The organism is Cohnella sp. GbtcB17 (assembly GCF_019091135.1).
Taxonomy (GTDB): domain Bacteria; phylum Bacillota; class Bacilli; order Paenibacillales; family Paenibacillaceae; genus Cohnella.
Window position 1 is genome coordinate 25,166 of sequence record NZ_JAGXJW010000023.1, and the last position, 12,378, is coordinate 37,543.

Sequence of the window (12,378 nt, forward strand, 5' to 3'; positions counted from 1 at the left end):
TCGATCCGAGAGAAGAATGGCTCTTTTCATTCATTTTTCGGATTATAAAGGGTGGGCCGGGAGGTGAAGATGAAAGGTCGTGCCCTGGCCTAATTTGCTTGTTACGTTAATCGAGCCTCCGTGCTGGTGAATCGTTGTAAATACTTGCGTTAATCCCATGCCCGTTCCGTCGTTTTTCGTTGAAAAAAAGGGCGTCCCCAACATTTTCATTTGTTCTTCCGGAATTCCCACGCCCGAATCTTTAAACTTGAGATGAATAAATCCGTCTTTGTAAAAATGCTCAATCGTAAGTTCGCCTTTTCCTTCAATCGATTCCAGCGCATTTTTGATCAAATTAAAAAACGCTTTAAACAACAAGTTTTTCTTGCCGCTAATTTGCTTATCCTGATCAAGGAAAACTTTGGTGACCTTAATGTTATACAATTTTTCTTGGAACAAAAATATCAGGGAATCCAACTCCGGACATAATTGGATGGAAACGCTTGGTTCATCGTCCAAATCCGGTTTGGCGACTTGCAATAAATTGTTGAGCGTTTTAATTGCATTGTCCAGCTCTTCTACGATAATATCGAAATACGAGTGGCTGACCTGCTTCTGCAAAAGTTGAACAAACCCCTTTACGGTCGTCAACGGGTTTCGAACCTCATGCGCAATCCCGGCCGCCATTTGCCCGATTGCGGATAATTTCTCGGCAGCGGACAAGCGTTTTTCCGCGGCTTTCCGTGTCGTGCTGTCCAGCACCCTGAGTTGAATAAGCGTCTCATGGCCCATAACGTACGGCGCAACCGCGATAACGACATCCATGAACTCGCCGTCTTTCCGAATCATTTTTTGTTCGACAAGCTCAACGGGTTCGCTGTTGCTGTTACTAATATTGGAAAACTGCTCGATAAAAACGCCATGATCGTCCGGATGCAAAAATTGCCGGATATCGACACCAATAATTTCATCAGGGTAGGACAAACCTAGGAAATTGAATCCGGTTTGATTCACGTAGATCACTTTCCAATGTTGAAGCACAAATATCGCTTCGAGTGAATACTTAACCAATTGATCGTAATCCAATTCTGCTTTCCCAAGCATTTTAGTCAAGATACTGCCCTCCCGTCCTTCGATCAAAATATTGCGGCGCAGCAATTCTTTTCTGATTTGCTTTACAAATTCGATGTCAAGACTTGATTCCAATGCGGTGGAATAAGCTGTAAGCAATTGTTGATCGGTAATGCTGTGCATGGTGGGCCTCCGCCATTTTCAATATGAGGATTGGTGAATAAGGATTAAGAAGGGATATCCGCGCTATGTATAAATCTGTACTATTATTATCCTTTTCTTCTCTAACAACTGTCAAACTATTTGGTTCGACATTCGCATGAACGCATGAAGAAGAAGACCGGGCACATATCGCCCGGTCTCCGTTTGTTTTCACGCCTAGTTTTAAGCGCTAGTCGATCATTATTGCGCGGCTTGGCGGGCCAGCTCCTTGTGAACGATCGGCGCCACCTTCGTGCCGAGCAGCTCGATGGTGCGAAGCAGCTCACGGTGCGGCAGGGTGCTTACGTCCGCGTGCAGCAGGAAGCGCGTCAGGCCCAGATTTTGCCGCAGCAGTACGATCTTCTCGGCCACGTACTCCGGATCGCCGACATAGAGAGCGCCGCGCAGACTGCGGGCAGCGTCGAACGAATCGCGTGTATACGGCGGCCAGCCGCGCTCGCGCCCGATTGTGTTCATCTGGGCTGCCGTCGACGGGTAGAACAGATCCGCCGCCTTTTCGGTCGTATCCGAGATGAAGCCGTGCGAGTGCGTCGCGATCTGCAGCTTGCTCACGTCGTGTCCGGCCTTCGCGGCCGCTTCCTTGTAGAGGGCAACGAGCGGCGCGAACCGCTCAGGCATGCCGCCGATGATGGCGAACACGACCGGCAGTCCGAGCGTGCCGGCGCGTACTGCGGACTCGGGGTTGCCGCCGGTGCCGATCCATACGGGCAGCGGCTCCTGGACGGCGCGCGGGTAGACGCCAAGGTTTTTGATCGCGGGACGATGACCGCCGCGCCAGTTAACCTTTTCCGATTCGCGAATCGCGAGCAGCAGCTCCAGCTTCTCGTCGAACAGGCTGTCGTAGTGATTCAAGTCGTACCCGAACAGCGGGAACGATTCGATAAACGAGCCGCGGCCCGCCATAATCTCCGCCCGGCCGTTCGACAGGCCGTCGAGTGTCGAGAATGCCTGGTACACGCGAACCGGGTCGTCGGACGACAAGACGGTCACGGCGCTCGAGAGCCGGATCCGCTTGGTCGTGGCCGCTGCCGCGGCCAGGATGACGGCAGGCGCCGAGCTCGCATAATCCGCGCGGTGATGTTCGCCGATCGCATAGACGTCAAGGCCGACTTGCTCGGCCAGATTAATCTCTTCGACAGCCTGCCGCAGCCGCTCGGCGTGCGTGACGCCGCCGTCTCTTGGAGCGGCCTCGAGAAAAGTGCTGATTCCTATTTCCATTTTAGAAGTCGTTAGATCGGACATGATGAATCGTCTCCCTTCCGGATAAAGCCATTATACTTTAAATTTTAAGGTAACTCAACAATCGTAAGTTTATTTCTCGTCTTGATCGATATCCGCCGTTTTGCTTTAATTAGATTCAACTCTCAAACGACGCTGGAGGCCGGAAACGATGAAAATCACGACGTTCGGAAAAGTCGTCGGTCTGATCTTATGTTTGCTCATTCCGATCATTGTGCTGTACGGCTATTCGTACCGAGTCAGCATCGATACGGTGCGGGGAACGATCGAGGACCAGAACAGCAGCCGGCTGGGCTTTTTCGTCAATCAAATGGACATGATGGTCGATCAGCTGGTGAAGCACTCCGTGACGACAAGCCGGGATTACAGTATCAGAGAATACCTGGAAGGCCGTTCGAGAGACGACTTGCGCGTGCAGCTGCAGCGGCAATCGAGAATCGTCGACATGCTGAATATGCAGACGAGTACGAGCGCCTGGAGCAATCAGATTATCTTTTATTTAAAGGATTCCAAGGAGACGATCTCCACCGATTACTCGGCCAAATACAACGAATCGTCGATTGTCGGGCGGAAGCTCGGCGAATGGTCGCACGAGAACTTGCTTACGTTCGGCAATAAGGAAAATCTGTTCACGCGCCTCCAGGAGACCGATCATCCAAATGTGCTGGTCGAGGTGAGATTCAACGACGTGAATCTGAAAAACATGCTGGTCTCGCTGAAGCAGCAGGCGGCACGCGAGCCGTTTCTGTATTTTCCCGGCGAAGATCCGATCATGGGCTTCAACGCCGACTTCGCCGCCGTGAAGCAGACGGCCGCCGAACTGGACAGGCAGACGCTTGCGGGCAGCGGGAGCTTTAACGTCAAGCTGAACGGCGGCAAATATATTGTGCACTATGTCCGCTCGGCGTCGCTCGGCTGGTACTTGGTGGATATGGTGCCGCTCGGGACGTATTTTGCCCCGATCAACACGAGCCGCAATCTGGTATACGCTTCCATCGCGCTGCTCATGACGTTAAGCGTGCTGGCAGCGCTGCTGCTGTACCGCAACGTGCAGCGGCCGATCAGCCTGCTGCTGCGCGGCGTTCGGCATGTGCGGGACGGCGATTTCTCGTTCCGGCTGTCCAAGCGGCCTGGCAACGAGTTCGATTTTCTGTTCCTCAGCTTCAATGAGATGGCCAAGCAGATCCAGGAGCTCATCGACAAGGTTTACAAGGAGACGCTGCGTTCCAAGGAAGCGACGCTCAAGCAGCTTCAGTCGCAGATCAATCCGCATTTTTTGTATAATTGCCTTTTTTACATCAAGAACATGGCCAACCTGGGAGAGAAGCAGGCCGTCGTCGACATGGCGCTTAATCTCGGCGAATATTACCGCTATACGACCCGGCAGGAGCAGGAGACGACTACGCTTGGGGAGGAGCTCAAGCTGATCCGCAACTATTTGAACATCCAGTCGATGCGTCTCCAGCGGTTCCACTTCGAGATCGAGATCCCGGAGACGATGCTCGCCTTGCGTATTCCGAGGCTGCTGCTGCAGCCCCTGGTGGAGAACGCGGTCATACACGGCGTGGAGAACAGCGTCCAGTTCGGGCTGATCGTCGTTCGAGGCGAGCAGGGAAGCGGCGTGAACCGAATCGCGGTAGACGACAACGGACCGGGCGTCCCCGATGAGAAGCTGGCCGCGCTGCAAGGGAGGCTCGCGGTGCCGATGGACGAGCAAACGGGCACAGGCTTGTGGAACATCCATCAGCGCCTGATCTATATGTACGGGGGACGCTCGGGTCTGACGTTTGCGAAGTCCCCGCTCGGCGGATTCAGGGCGGAATTGGTCTGGGAAGAGAAGGAGGGCTCGGCATGAGCGACCGGGAAGAGCTTCAATTGCTGCTGGTGGACGACGAGGCAAGCGTAGTCGACAGCCTGGCGGAGACGCTGCCTTGGCCGGACATCGGCATTGCGAACGTTTTTAAAGCGTATTCCGGACAGGAAGCGCTGGAAATTCTAAATACGAATTCGGTGGATGTCATCATATCCGATATCCGGATGCCGGGCATGGACGTCATGGAGCTGCTCGCGCAGGTGAAGCGCAGGTGGAAGAGAATCAAGTTCATCCTGCTGTCCGGCCATGCGGAGTTCGCTTACGCCCAGCAGGCGCTGGCGCACGAGACGTTCGATTATTTGCTTAAGCCCGCCAGCGACGAAGAGATACTAACCAAGGTGGAGCTGGCGGTGGAGGCGCTTCGCCGGGAGCGGGACGAGTACCGGATGCACGAGCGCGTAGCGAAGGCGTTTCAGGAAAGCCTGCCCAAGCTGCGGGGCGAGCTGCTCAGCGAGCTGCTGCAGGGCTTCAAATATTCTCCCGAGCGGCTCGAGAAGCGGATGGACTCGTTAAAAATCGATTTGCGGCCGGGCGCCCCGTATTCGTTGATGCTGGTGCGCGTGGAGGGGCAGCTGTTGGAAATGGATTTTTACAGCCTCTCCCTGATGGAATATGCGATCGTCAATATGGCCGAGGAATGGTTCGAGGACCGGTTCAGGCTCTGGTCGTGCAAAAGCGTGCACGGATACCTCGCGTTCGTCGTCACCGCGACACCCGAAGCTGCAGGCGAGCTGACGCCGGATGGATTGGAGCAGGAGCTCCGGCACAAGGCCTCCCAGCTGCAGCTGAGCGTCGACCATTATTTGCACGGCACGGTATCTGTATTGATCAGCAAGCGAGGCGAGTTTCCGCTTGACGTGAAGCGCTTGTACGACGACCTGCTGCTGGCGCTCCGCAGACACATCGGCAGCCAGACGGGCCTGTTCGTGCAGGCCGCGGACGAGATCGAGCAGCAGCCGGTCCATTCGCTGCAGCGGCTGTACGAGCCGCCCCTGCTGCTGCATCTGCTGGAATCGGGCAACTGGGAGCTGACCGAGGAAAAGCTGACGGGCATCTGGAGCGAGCTGAATCAGCGGTGGGCTCATTCGCCGGAGCATCTGACGGAAGTTTTTTTCACCGTGTACGCCTCATACGCCTCCTTCGCCCACAAGAACGGACGGGCGCTCGCCGACATGATCGGGCCTTCGCTGTCCGATGTCGCGGGGCTGCTGCCGAGCCGGTCGGCGGCGTCCCTGCAGAGCTGGATGCTCGATTCGTTCCGCATGATCCGCCAGAGCATGGAGAACGAAGAGCGGGACGATCGCGAGGTCGCCGTGGGCAAGATCAAGAGCTTCGTCCAGAAGCATCTGGTGGAGGACGTGTCGCTGCAGACGCTGGCCGACTATATGTACATGCACCCGGTCCACGTATCGCGATTGTTCAAGCTCCAGACGGGCGAGAACCTGAGCGACTATGTGCTCCGTTTGAAGATGGAGATGGCCGCCTCGCTGCTCGCGAACCCCGCGATGAAAAGCTATGAAGTCTCGCTGCGGCTCGGCTATCAGAACCCGAATTATTTTAACAAGGTGTTTAAGAAATACTACTCGTTGACGCCGCAGGAATACAGGCAGAAGCTTGCATCGACGGTCGACGACCCAAGGACGCGTCCATAAGAGGCGCGTTTTTTGTTGGCGCAGCGACGGCGCATCGTTCGGGTATCCTGTTAATTTTGTATCATCGGCGTTAAATTGTTGCCATTTTAACCGCTGCGAGATCGTTTTATGATGATGTTGTAGCCGGACAGGACAGCCGGTCACACGCTGAACTCTACACAACTTGGAGGTTCGTCAATGAAAAAGACTTGGTGGAATAAAGTAGCGGCCGTCACTCTGCTCTCCGCGCTTCTCGCCGGTTGCGGCAATAACGGCGGCGATAACGCCGGCAATAACGGCGCAAGCAATGCTGCGGGCTCGTCCGGCGCAGCGGCGCCTGCCGGCCAGAAGGGCAAGCTTACCTTCTGGATGAAAAAGCAGCTGTTCGAGGATCAAAACAATCTGATCGTCGAGCGCGCCAAGCAATTCGGCAAAGAGAATAATGTCGACGTCAACGTCGAGGTCATCGCATACGAGGATTTCTATCCGAAATGGACCGCGGCGATCGAGTCGAAAAGCGTGCCGGACGTTTCCTTCTTCGGTTATCAGGAGGTCGGCCAATTTTACGGACAAGGCGTGCTCGAGGATGTAAGCGATCTCGTGGGCGAGCTTGAAAGCAAAAACGGCGAAATTCGCCCGAACGTCAAAAAAGCGGTCACCTTCGGCGGCAAACAGTACGGCGTGCCGTTCTGGACGGAATCCCAGGTGCTCTACTACCGCAAGGACATGCTTCAAGCGGCCGGATACACGGCGCCGCCGGCGACCTGGGACGAATTCAGAGAAATGTCCAAGAAGCTGACCGATCCGGGAAAAGGTTTGTACGGCGCGGGCGTCGGCTACGGCAAAGGCAATTCCGACGCCGAGTTCCTGACTCGCGGCATCATCTGGTCCTACGGCGGCTCCGTCGATACGAAGGACGGCAAAACCGTCATCGCCGATTCGCCCGAGACGGTTCAGGCGGCATCGTTCATCCGCGATCTGTTCCTGACCGACAAGAGCACGCCGCCGAGCGCGATCGGCTGGGACGACAGCGGCAACAACAAAGCGTACTTGAGCGGACAGGCCGCCATGATCTTCAACACCGGCAGCGTGCTGGCGACGATCAAGAAGGACAACCCGGACCTGTACGAAAAGACGGGCATCGCGCCTTATCCGGCAGGACCGAAGGGCACGTTTATTCCGGGCATCAGCAACAACCTCGGCATTTTCAAGGACTCGAAAAACAAGGATCTGGCCAAGAAATTCATCGCCTACATCCTCGCGCCGGACTGGTACAAGACATGGGTGGAAGCAGGCGCACCGCTGACGGGCCCGATCTACACGGCGCTCACGAAGGAAGCGGTATGGCAGGAGGAGAAAAACAAGGCGTTCGTCGATTCGGTCGATGGCTTCAACTTCCTCGGCTACCCGGGCGAATACAATCCGAAGGCCGGCGAAGTGTTCAACATGCGGGTCGTCAACGATACGTTCCAGAAGCTGCTCCTTGAATCCAGCTATACGCCGGAGGCCGCAATCAAGGATCTGCAGGCGAAGGTGCAGGAAATATACAACAAATAAAGCACACGGCAAAGAAAAGGAGGGGATGACGGTCCGTCCGTTCATCCCTTCATTACGAATGTAAGGCGGGATTCCACTTGAAAATACGATTGGACAACAAGCTAGCGTACCTGCTGATGAGTCCCGTGCTCGTGTATCTGCTGGCGATTATGCTGCTGCCGTTCGGTTGGGCGCTGTACCTGAGCTTCACCGACAAGACGGTCGGCGTGCCCGCCCACTTTATTGGCTTCGGCAATTATGTCGAACTGCTCAAGGATTCGATGTTCTGGAAGGCCGTCAAAAACACGATTATTTTCACCGCGGTCGCGGTCGTGCTGAAGTCGGTTTTCGGCATGGTCATGGCGCTCGTGCTGAACGAGAAAATCATTTTCCGCAACTTGTTTAGGGTGCTGCTGTTCCTGCCCTGGACGATCCCGACCATCGTCTCCGTATTCACCTGGCAATGGATCTACTCCGACGTCGGCGGAGTGCTGAACTACCTGCTGCTGAAAATCAATGCGATCGGCCGCCCGATCGGCTGGCTGGCCAAGCCCGACCTCGCCATGATGTCCGTCATCATCGTCAACGTCTGGCGCGGCATTCCGTTCATGGGCATCGCGATCCTGGCCGGCCTACAGTCGGTCTCCAAGGAAATGTACGAGGCGGCCATGCTGGACGGGGCCGGCGCGGTCAAGCGTTTCTTTTATATGACGCTCCCATCGGTCAAGGAGGTCACGATCCTCGCGGCCGTCATGACGACGATCTGGACGCTGAACGACTTCGAGATTATATGGCTGCTCACGCGCGGCGGTCCGGACAACGGAACGCAGGTGCTGTCCACGCTCAGCTACACGATCGGATTTTTGAATATGAGTCTGGGCAAAGCGATCGCCATCGCCATTATGACGATGCCGCCGTTGATCATGCTGATCAACTATGTGACCAAGCGCTCGCTCGCCTCGGCGGATTAGGTGATTCTTATGGAAAACAGATCGGTAACCAAACAAGTCGTCGTCTATGTCACGCTGGCCTTCATGCTATTATGCGCTTTATTTCCGCTCTACTGGATGATCAACACCTCCTTCAAATCGCAAGGCGAGATCTATAATCTGACGCCGAACTTCTGGCCGAAGAACTTCACCTGGGCGGGCTACGACAAGCTGTTCGAAAAAGGCTTCCTGAAAAACGTCAAAAACAGCCTCGTCGTCTCCCTGGTCGTATCCGTGTTCTCGATCGCCGTCAGCATGCTGGCCGCCTATGCGATCTCGAAGCTGAAGTTCAGCGGACGCGGCGTCATCTCCAAAGGCATTCTGTACGCGTACCTGATGCCCCGCTCGGTGCTGTTCATTCCGCTGTATATGCTCGTATCCGCGCTTGGCGCGGGCAACTCGATCTGGGGCCTCATGCTGATCTATCCGACGATCACGATTCCTTATGCGACCTGGATGCTCATCTCGTACTTCAAGTCGATACCGGTCGAGATCGAGGAGGCGGCGATGATCGACGGATGCAGCCGGTCGCGGACGCTGCGAAGCATCGTGCTCCCGCTGGCGGCGCCGGGTCTCGCGGCTACGTTCATCTTCTCCTTCACGCTTTGCTGGAGCGAATATCTCTATGCCCTCGTCGTCGTGACCAAGGGCTCGGACAAGACGATCACGCTCGGCTTGGCCGATATGATCGTCGGCGACGTGTTCGCCTGGGGACCGCTCATGGGCGGCTCGATCATCGCTTCGATTCCGGTCGTCATCATGTACCTGTTCACATCCAAATATATGGTTAGCGGCATGACCGTAGGAGGCGTCAAGTAATGGCGGCTAAAAAAGTGCTCGTCACGGCGACGAACTATTCCGCGCTCTGCGCGGAGGCCAAGCGGCTGCTCGAGGAAGCGGGCTGCGAGATTGTCGAGAATCAGCTCGGTCGACCGCATACGTATGAAGAGCTGATCCCGCTCGTCGGCGACATCGACGCCGTAGTAGCCGGCGTCGATACGTGGGACGAAGCCGTATTCAAGCAGGCGCCCAAGCTGAAGGCGATCGCACGCTTCGGCGTCGGCGTGGACAATATCGATCTGGAGCAGGCCAAGGCGTACGGCATTCAAGTGACAAACGTGCCGGGCGGCAATGCCAACGCGGTCGCCGAGCTGACCGTCGGCCTGATCCTGTCGATGATGCGCAACATCCCCGCGCTCCAGGAATCGGCCAAGCGCGCGTACTGGGACCGCCGGGTGGGTGTGGAGCTGGCGGGCAGAACGGTAGGTCTGCTCGGCTTCGGCAACATCGCGCAGATGGTCGCCAGGAAGCTTCAGGGGTTCGATGTCCGGTTGATCGCCTACGACAAGTTCCCCAATCCGGCCAAAGCGGAGGCGCTGGGCGTACAGCTGGTCGACTCGGACGAGGTGCTGCGGCAGAGCGACGTCGTCAGCATGCATCTGCCGAGTCTCAAGGAGACGCATCATATGATGAGTGACGCGCAGTTCGGCCTGATGAAGGAGAGCGCCTACTTCGTTAATACGGCGCGCGGCGCCCTTGTCGACGAGCAGGCGCTGTACAGGGCGCTTCAATCCAATCGCATCGCCGGCGCGGCTATCGACGTCTATGAGCGCGAACCGGTCGCCGCGGACAATCCGCTGCTGAAGCTGGACAATCTGCTCGCGACGCCGCATACGGCCGCCGAGACGGAAGAGACTTATCGACGCGTCGGGCTGGCGACGGCGCAGGCGCTGCTGGACGTGTTCGAAGGCCGCAAGCCGGCTAACCTGCTCGGCTGAGGGGCGCAGCGCTCGATTACCTCCCTTATTGAAATTATCGCTATCCCGAATCTAATATAAAACGCGCTGGAGGATTTCCATGAAACGTTTATATGGCGTTACGACCGCGATGGTCACCCCTTTCGACCAGGATGGACAAGTGAATCTGGAGAAAGTCGCGAAGCTGACGGAATTTCTGATCTCGAAGGGCGTACATTGCCTCTTCCCGCTCGGCACGACCGGCGAGATGATCCGGCTGAGCGTGCCGGAGCGCAAGGCGATTGCCGAGACGGTCGTCAAGACGGCGGCGGGCCGCGTCACCGTGTTCATTCATGCCGGTACGGCGACGCTGGACGATACGATCGCGCTCGCACGGCACGCGCACGAGATCGGCGCCGACGGCATCGGCGTCGTCACGCCGCTGTTCCTCGGCGCAAACGACAGAGAGATGGAAGAATACTATGTCGCGGTCTCCGCCAGCATTCCGGACGACTTCCCGATGTACCTGTACAACATCCCGCAGTGCGCGTCGAACGATCTGAAGACCGACGTCGCGCAGCGCGTGGCGGATCGCTGCAAAAACGTCGTCGGCGTGAAGTACAGCTATCCCGACATGCTGCGGACGAACGAATACTTGGCGATCAACGACGGAAGCTTCTCTGTCATGCAGGGGGCGGACCGGCTGCTGCTGCCCGCGCTCGCGATGGGGTGCGACGGTGTCATCTCCGGCGTGTCCTGCGTCTACCCCGAGCCGTTCGTTGCGGTATACAACGCGTATCAGGAAAAGGATCTGGAAAAAGCGCGCGCACTGCAGCGGATCGCGATCCGGTACTGCGAAGTGCTGAAAAGCGGCAGCAACATGTCTTACTTCAAAGAAGCGCTGAAGCTGCGGGGCATAGACGTCGGGTTCATGCGTGCGCCGCAGCTTGATCTGCCGGCCGAGGAAGTGCAGGAGTTGCAGCGGAAGCTGAGCGAGCTGCCGCAATTCGGTTAAGGCGAAGGAGATAAGAGCCAGTGACTGACGTTGTCGTAGCTTGCGATGAGCTGATGCGGCTTTGTTCCAAAAAACTGCAGGAAGCCGGCGTGCCCGCCGAACAGGCGGATATCGTCGCAGAAGTACTGGTGCACGCAGATGCGCGCGGCGTCCGTTCGCACGGCGTCCTGCGTACGGAGCACTACGCGCGGCGCGTTCGGGAAGGCGGCCTCAATACGAATCCTCAATTCTCCATCCGGAATACCGGCCCCGTCACCGCCATCTTCGACGGGGACGACGGATTGGGCCATGTCGTCTCCAAGGCGGCCATGGATCATGCCATCGCGCTGGCCAATAAGAACGGGGTCGGCATGGTCGGCGTCGTGAACAGCAGCCACTGCGGGGCGTTGTCCTACTTCGTCAATCAGGCGGCACAGGCGGGCCTGATCGGAATGGCGATGACGCATACGGACAAAGGCGTGGTTCCCTATGGCGGAGCCGAATCGTTTTTCGGCACGAATCCGATCGCTTACGGATTCCCGGCGAGGCGTCACAGCCCGGTCATACTGGATATGGCGACGAGCAAGGTCGCCTTCGGCAAAGTGTTCCATGCGCGGGAAGCGGGCATCGACATCCCGGACGACTGGGGCGTGGACGCATCCGGCAAGCCGACGTCTAATCCGCACGACGTCACGGCGTTGCTGCCGTTCGGAGGACCGAAGGGCTACGGTCTGGCCATGGTCGTCGACATTATGTCGGGCATCATGACGGGCTCGGCGTTTGGACCGCATATTTCGGAGATGTACGGGTCTTACGACCAAAAACGCAAGCTCGGACATTTTTACTGCGTGATCAATCCAGCGATGTTCGGCGACCCGGATTTTTTTCTGGACAATATGGACCGCATGATCGACGAGCTCCATCAGTCGAAGCCGGCAGAAGGATTCGGACAGGTGATGGTTCCCGGGGAGCCCGAACAATTGCGGGAAGCGAAGAGCTTGCGGGAAGGTGTGGCTGTGACGGAGACGATTTATAGATATTTGAAGGGAAACTAGTTCTTCGAAGAGAGGCTGTGGCGGAAGTATCATCGCATTGGTGGGGGAGTAGC

The 12,378-nt window shown here is 56.8% G+C and carries 10 protein-coding genes; 8 read left to right on the forward strand and 2 right to left on the reverse strand.

Annotation, left to right across the window (positions count from 1 at the left end):
* Positions 1–42: 42 nt before the first annotated feature.
* A complete protein-coding gene (locus KVT38_RS14415) occupies positions 43–1,233 on the reverse strand; it encodes an ATP-binding protein (RefSeq protein WP_217594423.1) in 1,191 nt (396 codons plus the stop codon).
* Between the two features lie 219 nt (positions 1,234–1,452).
* The gene (locus KVT38_RS14420) at positions 1,453–2,514 is read right to left on the reverse strand and encodes an LLM class flavin-dependent oxidoreductase (protein WP_217594424.1); all 1,062 of its coding nucleotides are present in this window, start codon (positions 2,512–2,514) and stop codon (positions 1,453–1,455) included.
* 148 nt (positions 2,515–2,662) lie between these two features.
* Between KVT38_RS14420 and KVT38_RS14425 the strand changes: the two genes are divergently transcribed.
* The 8 genes from KVT38_RS14425 to allD all read left to right on the forward strand — a co-directional run bounded on the left by KVT38_RS14425 (position 2,663) and on the right by allD (position 12,325).
* Entirely contained in the window at positions 2,663–4,366 is a 1,704-nt protein-coding gene (locus KVT38_RS14425; protein WP_217594425.1) for a sensor histidine kinase, read from the forward strand.
* A complete protein-coding gene (locus tag KVT38_RS14430) occupies positions 4,363–6,036 on the forward strand; it encodes a response regulator (protein WP_217594426.1) in 1,674 nt (557 codons plus the stop codon). Before KVT38_RS14425 ends, KVT38_RS14430 begins: the two co-directional genes overlap by 4 nt.
* A 177-nt stretch (positions 6,037–6,213) precedes the next feature.
* Positions 6,214–7,572, forward strand: coding sequence for an ABC transporter substrate-binding protein (locus tag KVT38_RS14435; RefSeq protein ID WP_217594427.1), 1,359 nt, complete (start codon positions 6,214–6,216; stop codon positions 7,570–7,572).
* A gap of 77 nt (positions 7,573–7,649) precedes the next feature.
* Positions 7,650–8,522: a carbohydrate ABC transporter permease gene (locus KVT38_RS14440; protein ID WP_254639228.1), complete on the forward strand. Its 873-nt coding sequence runs from the start codon at positions 7,650–7,652 to the stop codon at positions 8,520–8,522.
* A gap of 9 nt (positions 8,523–8,531) precedes the next feature.
* Positions 8,532–9,359 (forward strand): carbohydrate ABC transporter permease, encoded by an 828-nt coding sequence (locus KVT38_RS14445; RefSeq protein ID WP_217594428.1) that lies wholly within the window; start codon positions 8,532–8,534, stop codon positions 9,357–9,359.
* Positions 9,359–10,318, forward strand: a complete 960-nt coding sequence (locus KVT38_RS14450; RefSeq protein WP_217594429.1) for a phosphoglycerate dehydrogenase — start codon at positions 9,359–9,361, stop codon at positions 10,316–10,318. The genes KVT38_RS14445 and KVT38_RS14450 overlap by 1 nt, the downstream gene beginning before the upstream one ends.
* Positions 10,319–10,397: 79 nt before the next feature.
* Entirely contained in the window at positions 10,398–11,291 is an 894-nt protein-coding gene (locus tag KVT38_RS14455; RefSeq protein WP_217594430.1) for a dihydrodipicolinate synthase family protein, read from the forward strand.
* A gap of 20 nt (positions 11,292–11,311) precedes the next feature.
* Entirely contained in the window at positions 11,312–12,325 is a 1,014-nt protein-coding gene (allD, locus tag KVT38_RS14460; RefSeq protein WP_217594431.1) for an ureidoglycolate dehydrogenase, read from the forward strand.
* Positions 12,326–12,378 lie beyond the last annotated feature (53 nt).

Coding starts and splice junctions, on each gene's coding strand:
- KVT38_RS14415 (WP_217594423.1), bottom strand. CDS start 1,233: ATGCACAGCATTACCGATCAACAATTGCTTACAGCTTATTCCACCGCA.
- KVT38_RS14420 (WP_217594424.1), bottom strand. CDS start 2,514: ATGTCCGATCTAACGACTTCTAAAATGGAAATAGGAATCAGCACTTTT.
- KVT38_RS14425 (WP_217594425.1), top strand. CDS start 2,663: ATGAAAATCACGACGTTCGGAAAAGTCGTCGGTCTGATCTTATGTTTG.
- KVT38_RS14430 (WP_217594426.1), top strand. CDS start 4,363: ATGAGCGACCGGGAAGAGCTTCAATTGCTGCTGGTGGACGACGAGGCA.
- KVT38_RS14435 (WP_217594427.1), top strand. CDS start 6,214: ATGAAAAAGACTTGGTGGAATAAAGTAGCGGCCGTCACTCTGCTCTCC.
- KVT38_RS14445 (WP_217594428.1), top strand. CDS start 8,532: ATGGAAAACAGATCGGTAACCAAACAAGTCGTCGTCTATGTCACGCTG.
- KVT38_RS14450 (WP_217594429.1), top strand. CDS start 9,359: ATGGCGGCTAAAAAAGTGCTCGTCACGGCGACGAACTATTCCGCGCTC.
- KVT38_RS14455 (WP_217594430.1), top strand. CDS start 10,398: ATGAAACGTTTATATGGCGTTACGACCGCGATGGTCACCCCTTTCGAC.